Source organism: Halorarius litoreus, from assembly GCF_024362405.1.
Classification (GTDB): Archaea; Halobacteriota; Halobacteria; order Halobacteriales; family Haloarculaceae; genus Halorarius; species Halorarius litoreus.
Window position 1 is genome coordinate 2697872 of sequence record NZ_CP101454.1, and the last position, 19601, is coordinate 2717472.

At 69.1% G+C, this 19601-nt stretch carries 23 protein-coding genes; 14 read left to right on the forward strand and 9 right to left on the reverse strand.

Annotation, left to right across the window (positions count from 1 at the left end):
• The first annotated feature begins 24 nt into the window (after window positions 1-24).
• The 9 genes from cofD to asd all read left to right on the forward strand — a co-directional run bounded on the left by cofD (window position 25) and on the right by asd (window position 7994).
• Window positions 25-1017 (forward strand): 2-phospho-L-lactate transferase, encoded by a 993-nt coding sequence (cofD, locus tag NL126_RS14085; protein WP_255195516.1) that lies wholly within the window; start codon window positions 25-27, stop codon window positions 1015-1017.
• Complete coding sequence (locus tag NL126_RS14090) at window positions 1017-1748, forward strand: tRNA-dihydrouridine synthase (RefSeq protein WP_255195517.1); 732 nt, start codon at window positions 1017-1019, stop codon at window positions 1746-1748. The genes cofD and NL126_RS14090 overlap by 1 nt, the downstream gene beginning before the upstream one ends.
• Window positions 1745-2575: a triphosphoribosyl-dephospho-CoA synthase gene (locus NL126_RS14095; protein WP_255195518.1), complete on the forward strand. Its 831-nt coding sequence runs from the start codon at window positions 1745-1747 to the stop codon at window positions 2573-2575. The genes NL126_RS14090 and NL126_RS14095 overlap by 4 nt, the downstream gene beginning before the upstream one ends.
• Window positions 2572-3153 (forward strand): DUF447 domain-containing protein, encoded by a 582-nt coding sequence (locus NL126_RS14100; protein WP_255195519.1) that lies wholly within the window; start codon window positions 2572-2574, stop codon window positions 3151-3153. The genes NL126_RS14095 and NL126_RS14100 overlap by 4 nt, the downstream gene beginning before the upstream one ends.
• A 65-nt stretch (window positions 3154-3218) precedes the next feature.
• Window positions 3219-3407, forward strand: a complete 189-nt coding sequence (locus NL126_RS14105) for a 30S ribosomal protein S17e (protein WP_255195520.1) — start codon at window positions 3219-3221, stop codon at window positions 3405-3407.
• Window positions 3408-3503: 96 nt separating this feature from the next.
• Entirely contained in the window at window positions 3504-4073 is a 570-nt protein-coding gene (locus NL126_RS14110; protein ID WP_255195521.1) for a TetR/AcrR family transcriptional regulator, read from the forward strand.
• Window positions 4073-5563 carry an MATE family efflux transporter gene (locus NL126_RS14115; protein ID WP_255195522.1) on the forward strand — a complete coding sequence of 497 codons (1491 nt, stop codon included), beginning with the start codon at window positions 4073-4075 and terminating at the stop codon, window positions 5561-5563. The genes NL126_RS14110 and NL126_RS14115 overlap by 1 nt, the downstream gene beginning before the upstream one ends.
• A complete protein-coding gene (locus NL126_RS14120; RefSeq protein WP_255195523.1) occupies window positions 5556-6890 on the forward strand; it encodes an MFS transporter in 1335 nt (444 codons plus the stop codon). The genes NL126_RS14115 and NL126_RS14120 overlap by 8 nt, the downstream gene beginning before the upstream one ends.
• A 72-nt stretch (window positions 6891-6962) precedes the next feature.
• On the forward strand, window positions 6963-7994 hold the full coding sequence (asd, locus tag NL126_RS14125; RefSeq protein ID WP_255195524.1) for an aspartate-semialdehyde dehydrogenase: 1032 nt from the start codon (window positions 6963-6965) through the stop codon (window positions 7992-7994).
• Here asd and NL126_RS14130 read toward each other — a convergent pair.
• The 3 genes from NL126_RS14130 to NL126_RS14140 all read right to left on the reverse strand — a co-directional run bounded on the left by NL126_RS14130 (window position 7985) and on the right by NL126_RS14140 (window position 10304).
• Window positions 7985-8809 (reverse strand): DUF6159 family protein, encoded by an 825-nt coding sequence (locus NL126_RS14130; protein ID WP_255195525.1) that lies wholly within the window; start codon window positions 8807-8809, stop codon window positions 7985-7987. The two genes, asd and NL126_RS14130, sit on opposite strands and share 10 nt — an antisense overlap.
• Window positions 8810-8882: 73 nt before the next feature.
• Entirely contained in the window at window positions 8883-9635 is a 753-nt protein-coding gene (locus NL126_RS14135) for a mechanosensitive ion channel family protein (RefSeq protein WP_255195526.1), read from the reverse strand.
• Window positions 9636-9851: 216 nt separating this feature from the next.
• Window positions 9852-10304, reverse strand: coding sequence for a hypothetical protein (locus NL126_RS14140; RefSeq protein WP_255195527.1), 453 nt, complete (start codon window positions 10302-10304; stop codon window positions 9852-9854).
• A gap of 90 nt (window positions 10305-10394) precedes the next feature.
• Here NL126_RS14140 and NL126_RS14145 point away from each other — a divergent pair, with 90 nt between their 5' ends.
• Window positions 10395-10760 (forward strand): VOC family protein, encoded by a 366-nt coding sequence (locus NL126_RS14145; RefSeq protein WP_255195528.1) that lies wholly within the window; start codon window positions 10395-10397, stop codon window positions 10758-10760.
• A 9-nt stretch (window positions 10761-10769) separates the two neighbouring features.
• On the opposite strand, the gene NL126_RS14150 is transcribed toward NL126_RS14145, so the two are convergent.
• Together NL126_RS14150 and NL126_RS14155 are read right to left on the reverse strand one after the other, a co-directional pair.
• On the reverse strand, window positions 10770-11132 hold the full coding sequence (locus tag NL126_RS14150) for a universal stress protein (protein ID WP_255195529.1): 363 nt from the start codon (window positions 11130-11132) through the stop codon (window positions 10770-10772).
• A 24-nt stretch (window positions 11133-11156) separates the two neighbouring features.
• Window positions 11157-12110, reverse strand: a complete 954-nt coding sequence (locus tag NL126_RS14155; RefSeq protein WP_255195530.1) for a D-2-hydroxyacid dehydrogenase — start codon at window positions 12108-12110, stop codon at window positions 11157-11159.
• A 78-nt stretch (window positions 12111-12188) separates the two neighbouring features.
• Between NL126_RS14155 and NL126_RS14160 the strand changes: the two genes are divergently transcribed.
• The gene (locus NL126_RS14160) at window positions 12189-13433 is read left to right on the forward strand and encodes an MFS transporter (RefSeq protein WP_255195531.1); all 1245 of its coding nucleotides are present in this window, start codon (window positions 12189-12191) and stop codon (window positions 13431-13433) included.
• A gap of 15 nt (window positions 13434-13448) precedes the next feature.
• On the opposite strand, the gene NL126_RS14165 is transcribed toward NL126_RS14160, so the two are convergent.
• Genes NL126_RS14165 through NL126_RS14175 form a run of 3 tightly spaced genes read right to left on the reverse strand, consistent with a single transcriptional unit; the run spans window position 13449 to window position 16154 of the window.
• Window positions 13449-13910 carry an MOSC domain-containing protein gene (locus NL126_RS14165; protein WP_255195532.1) on the reverse strand — a complete coding sequence of 154 codons (462 nt, stop codon included), beginning with the start codon at window positions 13908-13910 and terminating at the stop codon, window positions 13449-13451.
• 50 nt (window positions 13911-13960) lie between these two features.
• A complete protein-coding gene (locus NL126_RS14170; RefSeq protein WP_255195533.1) occupies window positions 13961-14746 on the reverse strand; it encodes an enoyl-CoA hydratase/isomerase family protein in 786 nt (261 codons plus the stop codon).
• Between the two features lie 25 nt (window positions 14747-14771).
• Entirely contained in the window at window positions 14772-16154 is a 1383-nt protein-coding gene (locus NL126_RS14175) for a DolP-mannose mannosyltransferase (protein ID WP_255195534.1), read from the reverse strand.
• A 118-nt stretch (window positions 16155-16272) separates the two neighbouring features.
• Between NL126_RS14175 and NL126_RS14180 the strand changes: the two genes are divergently transcribed.
• The gene (locus NL126_RS14180; RefSeq protein ID WP_255195535.1) at window positions 16273-17625 is read left to right on the forward strand and encodes an NAD(P)/FAD-dependent oxidoreductase; all 1353 of its coding nucleotides are present in this window, start codon (window positions 16273-16275) and stop codon (window positions 17623-17625) included.
• 3 nt (window positions 17626-17628) lie between these two features.
• On the opposite strand, the gene NL126_RS14185 is transcribed toward NL126_RS14180, so the two are convergent.
• Window positions 17629-18039, reverse strand: coding sequence for a thiol-disulfide oxidoreductase DCC family protein (locus tag NL126_RS14185; protein ID WP_255195536.1), 411 nt, complete (start codon window positions 18037-18039; stop codon window positions 17629-17631).
• 402 nt (window positions 18040-18441) lie between these two features.
• Here NL126_RS14185 and NL126_RS14190 point away from each other — a divergent pair, with 402 nt between their 5' ends.
• On the forward strand, window positions 18442-19233 hold the full coding sequence (locus NL126_RS14190) for a helix-turn-helix transcriptional regulator (RefSeq protein WP_255195537.1): 792 nt from the start codon (window positions 18442-18444) through the stop codon (window positions 19231-19233).
• Between the two features lie 60 nt (window positions 19234-19293).
• On the forward strand, window positions 19294-19572 hold the full coding sequence (locus NL126_RS14195; RefSeq protein ID WP_255195538.1) for a YgaP family membrane protein: 279 nt from the start codon (window positions 19294-19296) through the stop codon (window positions 19570-19572).
• The last annotated feature ends 29 nt before the right edge of the window (window positions 19573-19601 follow it).

Here is a 19601-nt window from a genome sequence, read left to right on the forward strand (position 1 = left end):
ACCACGTCGGGTGCAGGGAGGGGTATGGTCACGTTCCTCGCTGGCGGCACGGGGACGCCGAAGCTCCTGCAGGGAGCCGAGGCCGTCTTCCCACCCGCCGACACGCCGGTCGTGGGCAACACCGGTGACGACGTCGAACTCGGGGGGCACCTCGTCTGTCCCGACCTCGACACCCAGCTGTTCCTCGACGCCGGCCGCATCGACCGGGAGACGTGGTGGGGTATCGCCGACGACTCCCACGAGACACACGACGAACTCCACGCGCTGGCCGAGGGCGCACGGCTCGACACCACGCCCCGCTATCTCGACGACGACGCACAGACCTCGGGCCGCGACATCGCCCGGTGGCGGCGGTTCTCGGGCATCGGCGAGTTCATGCTCATCGGCGACCGCGACCGGGCCATCCACCTCACCCGGACCGGGCTCATCGACGAGGGGTACTCGCTGACGGAGGCGACCGCGACGCTCTGTCGCGCGCTCGACGTCGAGCGCGACCTCCTCCCGATGACCGACGACCCCGTGGCGAGCCTCATCCACACCCCGAGCGGCGTGATGCATTTCCAGGAGTGGTGGGTCCATCGGAACGGCAACCCCCCCGTCGAGAAGGTCGAGTTCCGCGGGTCGACCGAGGCCACCCCCACCGAGGCAGTTCTCGACGCCCTCACCGACCCCGTCGTCATCGGGCCGTCGAACCCCATCACCAGCCTCGGGCCGATGCTCGGCATGGATGCCTTCCGGGAGACGCTGTCGCTGACACCCGTCGTCGTGGTCTCGCCGTTCGTCGAGGACCAGGTGTTCTCGGGCCCCGCGGCGACTCTGATGGAGGCCGTCGGCTACGAGCCCTCCACGGCGGGTGTGGCTAACGCCTACCCGTTCGCGGACGCGTTCGTGCTCGACATCGAGGACGGCACCGAGCTCGACTGCCCGGTCTTCCGGACCGACACGACGCTCGACACACCTGAGGACAGCGCCCGCGTGGCGAGCGCCGTCGACGAGGCGCTCGCGGAGGTCGTGTGATGTTCGAGCCACGGCTCGCGCTCGCGTCGCTGTCGGGCGAGTCGGACGCCGACTGGGCGCTCGCGGCCGAGGAGTGGGCGGGTGCGGCGTTCCTCGGGGGCATCGCGCTCGACGAGCCCACTCGCGAGGCGGCCCACGCGCTCGTCGCCCGCGACCGAACCGAGTTCCTCCCCGACGACCCCGTGGCGTTCGTGGACCGCGAACTCGCGGTACTGGACGACAGTTCCCTCCGCGCAGGTATCAACGTCCGCACGACGACGGTCGCTCCGCTCCGCGAGGTCGCACGGGTCTGTGCCGACCACGACGCCATCCTCGAGGTGAACGCCCACTGCCGGCAGGCCGAGATGTGCGACGCTGGGGCCGGCCAGACGCTCCTGCGTGACGGGGACAGGCTCTGCGAGTACGCCCGTGCCGCCAGCGAGGCGGGCGCAGACGTGAGTGTGAAAGTCCGAACCGAAGTGACGGGCGTCGATCTGCCCGCGCTCGCCGCGCGGCTCGACGCTGCGGGCGCCGACTGTCTCCACGTCGACGCGATGGACTCCGAACACGTCGTCGCCGAGGTTCGCGAGCGGTTCGACGGCTGGCTCGTCGCGAACAACGGCGTCCGAGACCGCGCGACGGTCCGTGAGTATCTCGATTTCGGCGCGGACGCGGTCTCCGTGGGCCGGCCCTCCGACGACCCGCGGGTCCTGCAGCGCGTCCGGGCGGCACTCGAGGAGGCGGTGGCGTGAGGACGCCCGCCGAGAACGCCCAGCTCGCGCTGCTGCTGGAAGTCGCCGGGACCCCCAAGCCCGGCAACGTCGACCGGCACCGCGACCACGGCGACTTGCGGTTCGAGCACTTCCTCGCGGGGGCGGTCGGCTCGCTCGACGGGCTGGAACTGGCCGCGGGCGCTGGGCCGATGGGGGAAGCGTTCGAGACGGCCGTCGAGGGGATGGCCGACCAGCGCGGCGGCAACACGCAGTTCGGGTGCCTGCTGTTGCTCGTCCCGCTGGTGCGGGCGGCCGCGTCGGACGCGCTGACCCCCGACGGGCTCCGACTGATCTGTGCCAACTCGACGGTCGCGGACGCCGCGGGGTTCTACCGCGCGTTCGAGCACGTCGACGTGGCGGTCGCAGAGCCACCCGCGGAGATGGAAGACCTCGACGTGCGCCGTGGGGCCGATGCGGTGCCGACGCTCGAAGCCCGGGGGATCACCCTCCACGATGTGATGGCCCGGTCCGAGGGTGACGGCAACGCCGCAGAGTGGGTCTCGGGGTTCCCGCGGGTGTTCCGCGAAGCCGAGGCCATCCTCGGCGACGATGGACCGGCGACGGAGCGTGGAGCGCGGGCGTTTCTTCGCTTGCTAGCCGAACAGGAGGACGGCTTCGTGCGGGCCACCTCGGGGCCGGCGGCCGCGCGCGAGGCTCGCGAGCGGGCACAGGCCTGTCTCGACGGGGAGGAGGACCCCGAAGCGCTCGCCGAGGAGTTCGTCGAGCGCGGCATCAATCCGGGAACGACCGCGGACCTGACGTGTGGCGCGCTGTTCGTCGCGCTCGAACGGGGGCTTCCTGTATGAGTTGGCCGGCCGAGTGGGACGGCGTCGCAGAGAGCGTCGTGACGACCCTGGGGCCGAACGACCGGTGGAACGTGGCGGCGCTCGGGTTGCGAGCCCCGGAGGAGCCCGGCGAGCCAGTTACGGCGCGGACGTGGGGCCGCACCCGGACGTGGCGCAACTTCGGCGAGCGCGGGTCGGGGTACGTCCAGTTCACCCGCAATCCGGTCGACTTCGTGGAGGCCGCGTGTTCGGTCCGTGAGGAGTCCGAGCCAGTACTCGATTCGGCCGACGCGTGGGTCGACGTCTCGGCCGAGGAACGCGACTCGGGCGAGGAGGGCGGCACGCCGTGGACCGACTGGGCGCTCTACGCCGAGAACGCGGTCGTCGAGCGCGAGGTCGTCCCCGTGGTCTCTCGCGGGCACGCCGCAGTCGTGGAAGCCACGGTCGCCGCCTCGCGGCTCGACGTGCCGGGGTACGACACCGAGACGCTCCGCGAGCGCATCCGCTACTTCGCTGCGGTGGTCGAGACCGCCGGTGGCGAACGCGAGCGGGCGGCGTGGGAGCGCTTCGACGCGCTCACGGACTGGCGCGGGGACTGATACCGGGGGCGGACGGCGACCGATTCGAACGCTTTTTAGGTCGCGGCCAACAGCGTACAGGTAACATGGCTATCAAGCCGGCCTACGTCAAGAAGATCGCGCGAACCCTCATGGAGCGGTACGACGAAGCGTTCAGCACGGACTTCGAACACAACAAGGACGTCGTCTCCGAACTCACCAACGTCGAATCGAAGGGCGTCCGCAACCGTATCGCGGGCTACATCACCCACAAGAAGCGCCGCCCGGTCGCGTAATCGACTCTCCTCTCTCCGTTCTCGCGTCGCCCAGCGACGGCGCCGTCGGCGAACCCGAAGCTACTTGACTGACTGGTTAGTCAGATACGACAAGAAATGGGAGACGCATCTGCCGACATCATGTCGGCCACCTATCGCGCCCTCTGTGAACACGGCTACGCCGACCTGACGATGCAGCGCATCGCCGACGCGTCCGGCCGGTCCAAGGCCGCGCTCCACTACCACTACGACACGAAAGAGGAGCTGTTGAACGCGTTCCTCGACGACATGCTCGACCAGTTCGAGGCACGGCTCGCCTGCGAGTCCGCGGACCCGGCCGAGCGGCTCGGCACCTTCCTCGACGCCGTGTTCGACCCCGCGGCGGAGGTGACCGGCGAGTTCCCGGTCGCCCTCCTCGAAATCAAGGCCCAGGCACCGTACCACGAACCCTATCGCACCCGCCTCCGTGAGATGGACGAGCGGATGCGCGAACTCCTCGAGGCGACAGTCGCCGAGGGCGTCGAGTCCGGTGCGTTCGCCGACTGCGACCCCGAGACGGTCGCGCGGTTCGTCGTCACGCTCATCAACGGCTCGCACGCCCGGAACGTGGCGCTCGGTGAGGCGCCCGAACAGGGTCGAACGCTCGTCGAGGCCTACCTCGAGCGCACACTGGGGGTGTCGGCCTGATGTTCAAAGGCAAAGAGCAGCTCGAACTCACCGAGGGCGGCATCGCGAAGCCGCTGTTCTTCCTCTCGTTGCCCATCGTCGTCACGAACCTGCTGCAGACGGCGTACAACCTCGCGGACACGTTCTGGCTCGGCCAGTACTCGACCATCTCGCTCGCGGCCATCTCCTTCGCATTCCCGATGGTGTTTCTCCTGATTTCGCTGGGGCTCGGCCTCTCGGTGGCGGGCTCGGTGCTCGTCGCCCAGAACGTCGGTGCAGACGACGAACGGGCCGCCGAGTACGCCGCCTCCCAGACGGTGACCTTCTCGCTCGTCGGGGCCGTGTTCCTCGGGATCGCGGGCTACTTATTCGTCGACGACCTGCTGGGGATTTTGGGTGCGAGCCCCGAGACGCTCGTGGCTGCGACCGCCTACATGCAGATCGTCTCGCTCGGCCTCCCGCTGATGTTCGGCTTCTTCATCTTCATCTCGCTGATGCGGGGCTACGGCGACACCATCACGCCGATGCTCGTGATGCTCGGGACCGTGATTCTGAACATCGCGCTCGACCCGTTCCTCATCTTCGGATGGTCGCTCGGCCCGATTTCGTTCCCCGAACTCGGTATCGCCGGGGCGGCGTACGCGACCGTCTTCTCGCGCGGGCTGGCGATGCTCGCCGGCCTCGGCATCATGTTCTCGGGGACACGCGGCGTGAAGATTCGTTTGCCCGACATGCGCCCGGACCCCGTCTACCTCCGGAAGATACTGCAGATCGGCGTGCCGGCATCCATCGAGGGGACCGGACGCGCCGTCTCCGTCAACCTCCTGCTCATCGTCGTCGGCACGTTCTCGACCACCGTCGTCGCCGGCTTCGGCATCGGCATCCGCGTGTTCTCGGTCATCTTCCTCCCGGCTATCGCGGTCGCCCGCGGCGTCGAGACGATGGCCGGCCAGAACATCGGCGCGGAGAAACCGGACCGTGCGGAGGCGAGCGCCGACTTCGCCGCGAAGGCGATGTTCCTGATTCTCGGCGGCGCCGGGGTGCTCATCTTCCTGTTCCCGACGCCCATCGTCGCGGTGTTCACCGACGACGCCGCGGTCGTGGAGACGGGCGCGGAGTTCCTCCGGTACGTCTCGCTCACCTTCGGCTTCATCGGCGTGCTGCGCGCGTACACCGGCGCGTTCAGAGGCGCGGGCCAGACGCTCGTCGCCGCCGCCATCGCCATCACGTTCCTCGGCGTCGTTCGTCTGCCCGTCGCCTGGTTCCTCTCGCAGGGTATCGGGGGTGCGGTGACGTTGTTCGGCTACACCCTGGAGGTTCCAGCCTTGCTCGCACCGATGGGCCCACCGGGTATCTGGTGGGGGTTCATCGTCTCGAACGTCGTCGGAGCGGTCATCGCCGTCGTGTGGTACAAGCGCGGGACGTGGCGCGACGCGGACGTGCGGGGCACGCCCGGACCCGGCCCGGGCGTCGACGCGGACGACGTGGAGTCGGCCGCGACCGATGACTGACGACGAGCACGAGTCGACGGTGGCGGGGATGACCCGCCGCCGCGTCGTCGGGACTCTCTTCCTCGTCGTGTTCATCGACCTGCTGGGGTTCGGCATCCTCATCCCCGTCATCCCGCTGTACGCGAAGTTCTTCGGCGCGAACGAGTTCGTCGGCAGTCTCCTCATCGCCACGTACTCGCTGTTCCAGTTCGTCGGCGCGCCGATACTCGGCCGCCTCTCGGACGAGCGCGGCCGCCGGCCGATCCTCCTCCTCTCGCTGCTCGGGAGCGTGCTCGCGTGGACGCTGTTCGGTCTCGCGGGCGAACTCGGCCCGTTACTCGGCGCGACGAACGGCCTCGTCGTCCTGTTCGTCGCCCGCGCGCTGGCCGGGGCGATGGGCGGGAACATCGCCACGGCGAACGCCTACATCGCGGACATCACGCCGCCGGAAGACCGCGCGAAGGGGCTGGGTATCCTCGGTGCGGCGTTCGGACTGGGGTTCGTCTTCGGCCCGGCAATCTCGGGGGTGGTCTCGAGTCCGTTCGCCCTCGCGTTCTTCCGGGACGTGCTTCCCGCCGCGATCCCGGTCTCCGAGTTCACGATGCCGTCGTTCACCGCGGCCGTGCTGTCGGCTGCGAACCTCGGGCTGGCGTACCTCGTCCTTCCGGAGCCGCGACGACGGTCGGCCTCGACCGAGACGTCCGCGGGGTCACGGCTCCGTGAACTGTACGAGGCGGCACGGTCGCCGGCCATCGGTGCCCTCGTCGTCTCCTTTTTCATCGCGTCGTTCGCCTTCTCCGCGTTCGAGAGCCAGTTCATCTTCCTGACGAACGACCGACTCGGCTACGGGACGGCAGAGAACGCCGTGCTGCTCACGTACATCGGCGTCCTCATCGCCATCGTGCAGGGTGGTCTCGTTGGACCGCTGACCGAGCGGTTCGGCGAGTACCGACTCGCGCTCTCCGGGGCCGGCATCCAGCTCGTGACGCTCGCGCTCGTCCCGTTCTCGCTGTCGTGGTCGTTCGTCCCGTCGCTCGGACCGGTCGAGTCAGGTGCTGTCGCGCTCGCACTCGTCTCCACGCCGCTCGCGTTCGGGAACGCCCTGACGAACGTCTCGCTGAACGCGCTCGTCTCGCTCAACGCGGATGCCGACGAACAGGGCGGGGCGTTCGGACTCACCCAGTCGGCCGGGAGCCTCGCCCGCACGGTCGGTCCGGCCGGCGCGGGACTGCTGTACGTCGTCGTCGCCTACTGGTCGCCGTTCGTCGTCGCCGGGCTCCTGTTCCTCCCGGTGTTGTTCGTCCTCGGGAACGTGGCCCGGGAGCGGGTCCAGCCCACGACGGAGTAACGCGCAGGAGCGCGACCGGCGAACCGTGCCGTGGGCGACACCGTTTTCCACTATCCTCACGCAGTCCCGACAATGGTACGAGTCGGCATCCTCGGCGCGACCGGTGCGGTCGGGCAGCGTCTCATTCAACTGCTGGAACCGCACGACGACTTCGAAATCGCAGCACTCACCGCCTCCGAGTCCTCCGCGGGCAAGTCCTATCGCGAGGCCGCGAAGTGGCGCGTCGACAGCCCCATCCCCGAGTCGGTCGCCGGGATGGACGTCGTCGCGACGGATCCCGACGCCGTCGGCTCGGATGTCGACCTCATCTTCTCGTCGCTCCCGTCCTCCGTGGGCGAAGCGGTCGAACCCGCGTTCGTCGAGGCCGGCTACGTCGTCTCCTCGAACTCCTCGAACAGCCGGATGGCTGCGGACGTGCCGCTCGTCATCCCCGAGGTGAACGCCGACCACCTCGACCTCATCGAGGTCCAGCGCGACGAGCGCGGCTGGGACGGCGCCCTCGTGAAGAACCCGAACTGCTCGACCATCACGTTCGTCCCGACGCTCGCGGCGCTCGTCGACTGGGACATCGAGACGGTCCACGTCGCCACCCTGCAGGCCGTCTCCGGTGCGGGCTACGACGGCGTCACGTCGATGGAGATCATCGACAACGCCATCCCGCACATCGGCGGCGAGGCCGAGAAACTGGAGACCGAGTCCCGCAAGCTCCTCGGCGGCTTCGACGGTGCCGAGGTCGACCTCAACTCGATGGCCGTCTCCGCCTCCTGTAATCGGATTCCGACCCTGGATGGACATCTGGAGAACGTCTGGGTCGAGACCGCCGAAGAGCTCACCCCCGAGGAGGCGGCCGACGCGATGGCCGGCTACCCGAGCCTCGACCTCCCCTCCTCGCCCGACCCCCTCATCCACGTCTTCGACGAACCCGACCGACCGCAGCCCCGGCTCGACCGAACTCTCGGGAACGGGATGGCGGTCGCTGCCGGCGGCATCGAGACCACACCCTCCGGACTCCAGTACAACTGTCTCTCGCACAACACGATTCGGGGCGCAGCGGGCGCGAGCGTCCTGAACGGTGAACTGCTGCTCGAACGCGGCTACGTCTGACCCGCCGCGGCCTGGAAGTCCACGTTCTCGAACTGCGGGGGCCGCTCGCCCTCGGTCGCATAGACGTAGAGTGCCGTCTTCGCCACCGCAGAGAGTGTCGTCCCGAACAGGTACGCCAGCAGCAGCACGATGACGCCGACGGCGATGGCGACGAGGATGCCCACGCCGGTGCCGCCGAGGAGGACGAACAGGACGACGGCGAGCGCGAGTCCGACGAGTGTGAACAGGATCGTGACGATGCCGACGCCGAAGCTCGCCCCGGCGGTCTCACCCCACGTCCGCTTGAACGTCTCGCCGGAGCGCTCGAACATCTCTCTGGCTCCCACGTCCTCGAAGACGATGACGGGGACGACGAAGTACGTCAGGATGCTCCACGCGACGCTGAAGAGGACCGACGCGAGGTCGGCGAGCGGCGAGTCAGAACTCTCCAGTGCGTTCAGGACGAGACCGACGACCGCCGAGATGACGGCCCACACGAACAGCGGGCGGCGGTTCCGCCACGCCGCGCCCAGTCCCTCGCCGAGCGTTGGGTCGCGGCCGTGAAACACCTCGCGGGCGTTCCACATCAGCGCTGCCGAGAAGAACGACGCGATGAACGCGCTGCCGAGGTAGCCGACGAACAGCGCGGCGTACATGAGGACGCCCGCGTTCGAGCCGAGGACGAGCGTGGCGCCGCCGAGGACGAGCACCAGATACACCGTGCCGGCGAGCCCGGCGATGACGGGAAACACCGTCAGGCTCGGCTCGTCACGGAGCACGTCGACGCTGTCCATCGACAGCGCCCACCCGGTCTTGAGTCGGTCGAATAAACCCATTTCAGGCTACCAACACGTCCCGTGATGAAAACCTTCGCGGCCACCGGACCGTCAGCGGGAGACGGGGTGCCGGTCAGTCGTCCAGTTCCTCGCCGCCGTCTGGTTGGCCGAGCGGCGTCGACTCACCAGGACCCGTCGTTCGGCCCGGCAGCCAGTCGCTGATGTTGGCGGCGACGTAGTCGCGGCCACCGAGCCCACCGGCGATGCCCACCGCCAGCGCGAGGCCGAGTGCCAGCCCGCCGGCGATCGCCGCCGAGAACAGGTAGAGTATCTGGACGTCGACGCCCATCGTATCGAGCCCGACGACGACCGCGATGAAGTAGAGGAACACCCGGAGCCCGTCGGCGAACAGCTCGGTGTACCGGACCGAGGTCATCGTCTCGGTGTTGCCGACGACGTCCGCGAGGAAGTCGGCGAGGACGAACCCGAGGATGATGATGAGCGCCCCGGCGACGAACGCGGGCAGGTACGACACCGCCTCGGAGATCCACTCCGAGAGCAACTCGACGGCGAGCGCGTCGGCCGCCGCCAGGATGGCGAGCGCGTAGATGAAGTACGAGGTCACGCGGCCGAGGCTCCGCGAGATTGCCGCTTCTGTCCCACCGAGCATCCGGCCGATGGGTGTGTTCATCACGAGCCGGTCGAGCTCGACTCGGTCGACGACGCGGGCGACGATTCCGCCGACGATGCGGCCGACGATCCAGCCGACGATGAGGATGAGCAGCGCGCCGACGAGTTGCGGGAGGAAGTTTATCGCCTCGGCGATGGCGTTCGAGAACATCTCCGGGACGGTGGCCTGCAGCGGTGTGGTTGGAACGAGTACCATGCGATGTAGTGTCGCATCCTGGGAGTATTGTTACGAACTGCTTTGGTAAATCCACACACACCACTCGCTGCTATCGGTGCGGGTATCAGGACCTTTCTCGCCGCGGGGTGGTGACGCGCCCACCTGGCGTGCCCGCCCGTGTCGTTCAGCCGACCTTACCGGACGATGCAGACGGTACGTAGGTCGACTCGGGCTGTGGTCGGTGTCTCCGGCCCGCTACTCCTCGATGACGCCGTACGTCTCCCGCAGGGGGGCCTGTCGCCCCGCGAGGAGCCCGAGGGCGGCGATGGCGGCCCAGCCACCCCCGGCGATGCCGGCGACCACGGCGGGGCCGTGCGTGGCGACGACGGGGAAGCGGCCCGCGGAGACGGCGAGGACGTAGTTGAGGCCGTGGAACACGCCGAATGGGAGGTTCGACCAGAACACGGACACGAGCGTGACGGCGAACAGCGCCCCAGCGAGCGAGCCGGCGAGGAGGCCGTGCCATGCCCCCACCTGCGGCCCGCGGTCCGCCCGGATCCCGGCCGCGGCACCCGCCACGAGTCCCGTGCCGAGGACGAGCGGCACGCCCTCCAGTCGGACGCCGGTGAGCCCGGGGAAGAAGGCGAGGAAGGCGAGATAGGCGGTCGCGGCACCGGTCCCGGTCACCACGGCGCGCCAGTCGGTCATACCGGTTGTTCGCGACGCAGGCTCTTGGGCGTGCCGGGCGAATGTCGCCGGGGGCGTCGGCTACTTCCCGTCGCGGTGTGGGCATCCGATATGCACATCCTGCACATGTGTCTGAACGTGGCAGACGTCGAGCAGTCCATCGCCTTCTACGAGCAGTTCGGCTTCGAGGAGTCGTGGGGCTTCGAGTCGGGCGACACCGTCAACCGCTACGTCGCGGACGACGAGGGTACGGAGCTCCAGCTCTCGCAGACCGAGGGGGAGACCGAGTTCGACAGCGGCACGGCGTGGGACCACATCGCGTTCCGCGTCGACGACGTGGACGCCACCGTCGAGTCGGTCGACCACCACGGCATCGTGAAGGAGCCCGGCCCACAGCCAGCCGCGGGCGCGTACACCGCGTTCATCGAGGACCCCGACGGCCACCACGTCGAACTCATCGAGCCCCTGGACGACTAGCCGCGGCCGTCACATCGGGACGACGAACACCGGCACCTCGACCTTGTTGAGCACCGATCGGGTCGTCGAGCCGATCCCCGGCCCACCGTTGCGGTTGGGCCCGAGGACGATCTGGTCGACGTTCCGCTCCCGAGCGAACTGGACGATTTCCTTGTCCGGGATACCCTCCCGGCGGATGGTGCGGACGGTCGCACGGTCGGCGAGTCGCTCCTGTGCGATGCGCGAGACAGCCGCGCGGTCGTCGACCGGGCGCGCTTCTTCTGTGACCGTCAGCAGGAACACCTCGTCGCCAGCCTCGACCTTCTCGCCGAGGTAGTCACAGGCCGCCTCTGCCGTCTCGGGACTGGCGGCGGCGACGAGGTACCGAGTCATACCAAGAGAGGAACGGTCGCTCACTTAATCGCTTTCGGCTGGGGATACCCGGTTCTTCAGGGACTCGCCCGCAGCCAGCCGTGTGACGTTCCCGGCGACGATGTCGGTCAGCCGGTCGTAGTACTTCGGGGTCGCGCCCGCGAGGTGTGGCGTTACCTGCACGTTCTCGAACCCCCACAGCGGATGTTCGGGGGGAAGGGGTTCGGGGTCGGTCACGTCGAGTGCGGCGCCGCGAATCTGGTTCCGTCGCAGGGCCGACACGAGGGCGTCAGTGTCGACGACCGCGCCGCGGGCGACGTTCACGAGGACGGCGTCGGCGGGGAGCGTCAGGAACGCGTCGTGGTCGACGAGCCCTCGTGTCGCATCGGTCAGCGGACACGCCAGCACGAGGTAGTCGGTGTTGGCGAGCGCGTCGGGCAGCCCATCGGGACCGCGAACCGTGTCGGTGGGGCCGCCCGCCTCGGGGTTCGCACGAACCCCCACCGTCTCGACGCCGAACGGCGCCAGTCGCTCGACGATGGCCGAGCCGATGCACCCGAGTCCGACCACGGTGACGGTCGAGCCCTGTAGTTCGCCGACGGCGTAGGGACGCCACTCGCGGTTCTGCTCGCGACGGTAGCCCTCGCGGAACTCGCGGGCGAACGCGAGCACCGAGCCGACGGCGTGCTCCGCGACGTTCGGCGCGTGGACGCCCACGGCGTTCGTCACGGCGACACCGCGGTCTGCGAGCGCATCTAGCGGGAGGTGGCTGTGCCCGGCGTACGCCCCCGCGAACAGGTCGAGTCGGCGGGCGTGGCCGAGCAGGTCCTCGTCGATACGGGGGCCGGTGACGACCTCGGCGTCGACGATCTCTCTCACTTCGGCCTCCCGCGTTCGTGCGTGGACGATCTCGTGGTCGGGGAGGCGCTCGCGGAGGCGCGTCGCGTAGCCGGTCGCGTTCTGTCCGTGGACCCCTTCGCGGAGCACGAGCAGTTTCATACCTCGCTCTCGTCGCGCCCGGGCAAAAACCCCGACCGCTATCGCACGGCTCAAGCCTCGCGACCGCACAGTCGAGATGTGCGACGACAGTGGACGCTCATCGGGCTCGCCGCGGCCACGCGGTTCTCCAGCGGCATGCTCATGGGGACGGCGCTGGCCGTCTACGTCGAGTCGCAGGGCTCGCCGCTGTTCGCCGGCGTGCTCGCCGCCGCCTACTTCGCGGGGCTGATGGTGTTCTCTCCTGTCTGGGGTGCCATCGCCGACGTGACTGGTCGAAGACGGGCGGTGATGGTCGCGACGGGGCTCCTGTCGGCGGTCGCGGTGATTCCCCTCCTGTTCGTCGACGGCGTGTGGGCTGCCATCGGTGCCCGCGCGCTGTTCTCGGTGTTCGCCGCCGGTTACGCCCCGGTCGTGCTCGCCATCGTCTCGCACCACGGGGGTGCGAGCGGTCGGGGTCGCTCCGTGGGCATCTACAACTCCGCGCGGTCGGGCGGGTCCGCGGCCGGCAATCTCGGCGCTGGCGTGCTCCTCGGGTTCGTCGCGCCGGCCTCGCCTGCCGTCCTCTTCGCCGTCGCCGGGCTCTCGATGGTCTGTGTGCTCGCCGCCGCGTACATCGACGACCCGACGCCGACGCCGCCGGCGGCGTCGTGGCAGGCCGTCGGCGCCGAGGTGAAGCGCCGGCTGTTCCCCGCGCCCGACGACCGTGGCCACCTCCGGACGAAGGGGCTCAGGTGGCTCTACGTCGGGCTCGCGGCGCGCAACCTCTGTGTGCTCGGCGTGATGGCGCTGATGGGGCCGTACCTCCTGCTGGAGGTCGGCGTCTCGGGGCCGGTGATGGGCGGGCTCCTGGCCGTGAACCACGGCTCGCAGGTCGCGTTCATGTTCCTGCTCGGCGTCGTGGCCGACCGAGTGGGTCGAAAACCCCTCATCGCGCTCGGGATGGCAGGCTCCGGGCTGTTCGCGGTCGTCGCGGCCGCGATGACCCTCCCGTCGCCCGGCATCGGGCGGGTGCTCGTCGCCGGCACGGGGTTCCTCTTGCTCGGCTTCGTCTTCTCCTCAATGACCACGGGTGCGGTCGCGTTCATCGGCGACGTCGCGCCCCCGGAGCGGGAGTCGGAACTGATGGGGCTTCGAGGGACTGCGAAGGGGCTGGGGGGCGTGTTCGGCCCGCCGCTGGTCGGGCTCGCGGCGACCTACTACAGCTACGAGGCTGCGTTCGCCGCCGCTTCGACGCTCGCGTTCGCCGCGAGCGTGCTCGTCGCGTGGCGGCTCACGGAGTCGCGACCTGCGGCGACGGCCAGGGGGAGCCCCGCGGACGACTGAGCCAGTCTCGGGGGTCTATGCGAGCCGGACGGCGTCGCCAGGTTCGATGGTGCCACCCTCGACGATGGTCGCGCGGAGCCCGCCGCGGTGGACGAGCGCCTCCCTGATTCCCTCTTTCGCGAGGTGCCGTTCGAGGTACGAGCAGGGCTCACAGAGTTCGGTTCCTTCGCACAACACGTCGCCCACGAGGAACTCCCGGCCGACGAGGTGGTTGAGCGCGACGCCACGGGTGGTGACGTTCCGGCGGTGGAGGCCCGGTTCGAGCGTGATGCCGTAGTCCCGCTCCACGCCGTCGAGCGCCTCGGCCTCGATGAGACTGAGGTCGCTCCCAGAGCGGTCGGCGAACGTCCCCGCGTCGGCGAAGTACCGGTCACCGCGGAGGCCCCGTCTGGCGACGGCCTCGGCGCGGTCAACCTCTTGTGGTGGGGCGCCCTCCTCGGGGGCGACGTGGACGTACTCGACGGTACCCTCGGTCATGTCCCGTCCTGAGCGGCGTCGGAAAGTAGCGCTTCGGGTCGTTGGCCCCCTCAGTGGCCCTGGAAGTCGGGCTCGCCCTTCGCGAAGAACGCGTCGATGCCCTCGGCGAAGTCGTCGGTCGCGGTGAGGCCGGCGATGCGCTCGGCCTCCTCCGCGAGGTGGGATTCGAGCCCCCTGTCGAAACTCGTCCGCAGGAGCTCGCGCGTCTCGGCGTACGCCAGGGTGGGGCCGTTCGCGAGCCGCTCGGCCTCCGCCCAGAGCCGGTCGTCGAACTCGTCGTCCGGGACGACCTCGGTGGCGAGCCCCATGTCGGCGGCCTCCGCGGCGCCGACCGGCTCGTCGCGGAAGGCGATCTCCTGTGCCGTCCTGAGCCCCACGAGTCGGGGGAGGAAGTACGAGGAGCCGCCATCTGCAGACAGGCCGATGCGCGGGTAGGCGAACTCCCAGCGGGCCGACTCGCTCGCGAGGACGATGTCGCCACACAGCGACGGGCCGATGCCGCCGCCCGCGACGACGCCGTTGACGCCACAGACGACGGGCTTGTCGGCGCGCGCCAGCTGCGAGACGAACTCGTGAAGCCGCGCGGCGATGGTCCGGATGGTGGACTCGTCGCCGGCGTCGGCGTTCAGCGCCGAGAGGTCCGCGCCGGTGTTGAACGTCGCGCCGCTGCCCGTCAGGACGATACAGCGAACGTCGTCGTCCGAGGCGAGGTCGACGGCCGCCGCACGCAGTGCCTCGGCGGTCGCGGCGTCCATCGAGTTGTTCGTCTCCGGGCGGTCAAGCGTGATGGTGCCGACGCCCTCCTCGCGGTCGACGTGTACGGGTTCGTCCGTCATGGCCGGGGAGTGAACGGGGGCGACCTTAGCTGTACTTCTCGACCACGGCCTCCCAGATCGGCCCGAACTGGCCACACTCGGCCTCCCAGTACCGCTCGCCCTCCGGCGAGAGGTTGGCGGCCTTGATGGCCTGGTACTGCGTCTGGCCGACGAACACCCGGCAGGTCGGCGGCTCCGCGGCGGTCCAGAACAGGTGCTGGCGCTCGGTGGTGTTGTGGAGGAACTGGACCTCCATCTCGGTCGTCGTGTCGTACGTCGCGGGGTTGGTGAGCTGGGTGTTCCCCGTGCCGAACCCGCCCATCGTCACCGTCGAGAGCAGCACGAGCCCCAGAACGGCGGCGGTGAGCGTGCGCTTCGCGTCGCCGGTACCGCGGCTTACCGCGAGCCCGACACCCACGGCGACGACGGCGAACCAGACGAATACGTCGGGGACTGTGTCGAAGTCGACGAACAGCATGACGAACGTGAGGTACGCGAGGGTGACGAGCAGCGGCCACTCTCGGCTGATGCGGTCGTGGTCGAACGAGCCGGCGAGTCCCACCACCCCAACGAGGACGACGGGGATGGTGATGCCGAGCACCCGAAGGATGAACTGGATACGGGACTGCAGCGAGTGGCTCTCGGTGACGAGCAGTGGGGTGAGGACGGCCTCGGCGAGCATCGCCGGGAACGAGCCCCACCACACCACCGGGAGGAGGACGACCAGGCCGGCCACGGTGCCCGCTGCGAGGTACCGTCGCACGCCGGCGCCACGCTGGACGAACAGCCCGAGCCCGACCAGCGGGAAGACGACCGAGAGCTGCCAGAATCCGATGCACGCGGCGGCCGTGACACCCGCCAGCAGCGGGCGGTCGCGGAGCGCGAGCCAGAGTACCAGGAGGCCGAGCACGACGACGGCGTACTTGCTCTTGAACCCGACGAGCGCGCGCCAGTAGAACATCGGGAGTGCAAAGACAGTGAGGCCGCCGGCCAGCGTGCCGAGCGTGTCCTCGGTGAGTTCGTGGACGACAGCGGCGACGACGACGCTGCTTCCGACGACTGCGCCCCCGGAAACCAGGAGCGCGAGCGTGTGGTACGTGGCGACACTGTCGCCTGCGAGCGCGGCCAACACCGCAAGCAACTCGAACGCGAGCGGGGGTTTCACCTCCCAGATGCCCGTGTAGAGTTCGGTGCCGTGCGCGACGTGCCAGCCGATGTACTCGAAGATGACCGAGTCCTTGAGGACGGGCCACTCGTTCGGGCCGAGCGGCGCGTACACGCGGTAGGCCACGTACGTTTCGAGCAGGAGCGCGACGAGCGCGACGAGCACGAGCGGGTGCCTGTGGAAGAACGCGCGCGCCTCGCGGCAGCGGTCGGTCACGGTCTCGCGGGTGGGGAGGGCGGCGAGACGGTCTGTTTCGGGGGCCATCTCGCTCGGGAGAGGTGTCGCCACGGGTATAAGTTTCGTCGTCTCGGGTCGGCCCGTCGACACGGCGTCCGCCGGCAAGGTCAAGCGATTTAAGACGGAGTGGGCCGCGACTCGTGGCATGGACTACGACGTCGTCATCGTCGGTGGGGGGCCAGCCGGCTCTGCCGCCGGGCAGGCAGCCGCTGCGGCGGGTGCCGAGGCGGTCGTCGTCGAGAAGGGCGTCCCTCGTGCGGACCGCGAGGGGCTCGGCCCTGACTCGACGGACGCGGCCGGGATTCTCGACTACTGGGTCGACATCATGGATCTCGACGAGCCCATCCCCGAGTGGGTGAAACACCGGGAGCTGTCGGGCACCGACTTCGTCGGGCCGAACGAGACCGTCCGGCTGAACTCGACGGGTATGGAGTCGTCGTACCCGAACTTCGGGTTCACGATGCACCGGGCGCGGTTCGACGACTGGCTCCGCGAGCGCGCAGAGGACGCGGGCGCAGAGTACCGCGTCGGCACGGGCGTCCGCGACGTGGAGTCGGACCTCGTCGGCGAGCCCGCTCACACCGTCGTCCTGAAGGACGGCACCGAACTCTCCTGTCGGTATCTCGTGCTCGCGGACGGCCCGCAGCGGACGATTTCGGGGAAGGTGCTCGACCCGTTGCTCCCGAACGGCGACTTCGAGAAGATGGCCTCCACACGGGCCAACCACATCGCGTACCAGGAGTACCGCGAAATCCCCGATGACATCTACGAGCCCGACCGCCTGAAGTTCTGGTGGGGGTACATGCCCGGGCACACCGCCTACCCGTGGGTGTTCCCGAACGACGGCAACGTCGCGCGCGTCGGGCTCACCATGCCCATCAACCTCGACCTCGAGTCCATCGCGGACCGCGAGAAGTACTGCCTGCTCCGCCCGGACGACGAGCGCGTCCCCCAGGGCAAGGTCTACATCGAGCGGCTCATCGAGGAGGTGTACCCCGACTACTCGCTGGACGACTTCCCGCTGCAGACCGACCGGGGGAAGGCGAACGGGACCGAGACCTATCCGATCTCCTCCACGCGACCCATCGAGTCGCCCACGGACGCGAACATCGCGGTCGTCGGCGGGGCGATGGGTGCGACTTCGGCGTTCCACGAGGGCGGCGACCACGTCGCCGTCCGCACCGGCAAGCTCGCGGGGCGGCTCGCCGCGCTCGGCGCCCTGAAAGCCTACAACCGTGAGTGGCACCGTGCCATCGGTGACGAGGTGCTTCGCAACGTGGCGATGGCCGACATCGTCCACGACTACGGTCCGGACGACTGGGACCGCGTGTTCGGCGTCGTCAACGCCATCATGCCCGAGGACGGCATGTACGACACGAAGGACGCGGCGTTCGCGGGGCTCGAAGGGCTCAAACTGTATCTCCAGTACCGGCGGACGAAGTTCGGCTACCGGAAGGGCCGCTACGCGCAGATTCGCGAGGACGACTACGCGGTGTAGGCGTCACGCCGACTGCGCGAGAAAGCGGCTCCGCAGTTCGTCGGTGGGCATCATACACTCGTCCTTCTTGCCGAACACCCGGTAGCGGATCGCGGCGAAGGCGTCGTAGGCGGCGTCACGGACGACTTTGGGCACGAACCGGGCGTGCCACGCCCACCGATAGGGTGCGTCGAGGTGTCGGGCGATGCGGACCGCGCCGTCGCTCTTCGCGTACGCGCCCGTCTCGTCGACGTAAACCAGCGAGTCGAAGTAGTCCTCGGAGAACCTGTGTTCGCGCAGGAGTTCACTACCCGCCGCAGACTGGAGCGGCGCGAACATGACCTGGCCGTCGTCGTGTTCGTGGATGAACTGCACCGACCACGAGCAGACGTTACAGACGCCGTCGAACAGCACGACTGGTCGGCCATCGTCCATGGGTTCGCTACGAACCGTGCGTCGAAAAGTGTTAGTTTCGGGGCGACCGAGTACGGGTGCGTACCTCTAGTCCCCGCCCCGAGGCCGCACTAGCGCGCGATGAGGCGGCGGAGAACCCGGGTACGCGACATGTGTCACGCATCGCGTGACTACACAGGCAGACGGGTTTCGCCGACCCGACCCAACAGGACCCGTTCGACGGCGCGGAACGCGCTGTCTCGCCAGGTCGTCGTATCCGTGACTCGTCACGCACGCGACGCGCGCCCCTCACGAGGGTTAGCCGACTGACACGGCACGCCGCCAGGGATGAGGTCGGTCGTTAGTGTTGGGGGCGACATCTTCAGGCTGAGCGACGCAGGAGTCGCACGCAACTGTTTACTTCCTTGCTAGAGTATAACTAACATGAATGGGTTCGACCTCGTCTCCTACCTCGCCCGCTCGGAGAACCGGGTGACCGTGCTCCTCGAACTCGCCACCGGCTCCCGGTCGCGTGCGGCGCTCCAGGACGAGACCGGGATTCCGCGGGCCACGCTGAGTCGGATCCTCGCGCAGTTACGCGACCGAGAACTCGTGGTGCGGGAGGGGCACGACTACCGGTTGACGCCGCTCGGGACGTACCTCGCCCACGAACTCGGGTCGCTGCTCGACGCCACCGCGGCACTCCAGTCGCTCCAGCGGCTCCGCGAGTGGCTCCCGTTCGAGGAGGCGGACATCCCGCTCGCCCGGCTGGGTGACGCGGAGGTGCTCGAACCGAGCGAGACCGACCCACTGGCCCCGATTCGCCGGGCCGAGTCGCTGCTGGCGACTGGGGCGACCGTCCGGCTCACCGGCAACAGCGTCGTCCCCAGCTGTCTCGCCATCGTCTGTGACCGAGTCACCGCGGGGGAACAGGTGTTCGAGTGCGTCGTCTCACCAGGCGCGGTCGAGGTCATCGCCGCGGATCCGACGATGCGAGAGCAGTGTGAGACGCTCGTCGCTGCACCCGACGCGACGCTCCTCGTCTACGACGGCCGCGTCCCGTCAGCGCTGTTCGTCGTCGACGACGTGACGTTCTTCGCCGTGACCGACGACACCGGCGCCATCCAGGGGCACGTCCAGACTGCTGACCCCGCAGTTCACGAGTGGGCCACGGCCCGCATCGCCCGCTACGCCGAGGCCGCCGAACCGCTCGAACCGGGGGGTCTCACGGTGTGAGAACCCTCCCGGCCGGTGCGGCTATCGACGCACTCGTCCAAGGAGGGGCTGGTGAACGACATGAACGTCACCCAGTCACTCCGGCGGCGGTTCGCGGGACCGAGCTTCGAGAAGAACGTCGGCGGCATCGAGCGCGTCCTCCGCCTCGGGGTCGGTGCGGTCCTGGTGGCGGTTGGCGCGTCGGTTCTCGTCGGCGTCCTCCCGACGAGCGTCGACACCGTCCCCCGGCTGGGGGTCTCGGCGCTGGCGCTGCTGGCCGGAAGTCGGATGGCCTGGACCGGCTACACGCAGAAGTGCTATCTCAACCACCGGCTCGGCCGCAACAGTTGCCGACGCTGACACGTCGCTGCGGCACTTTAACCGACCCT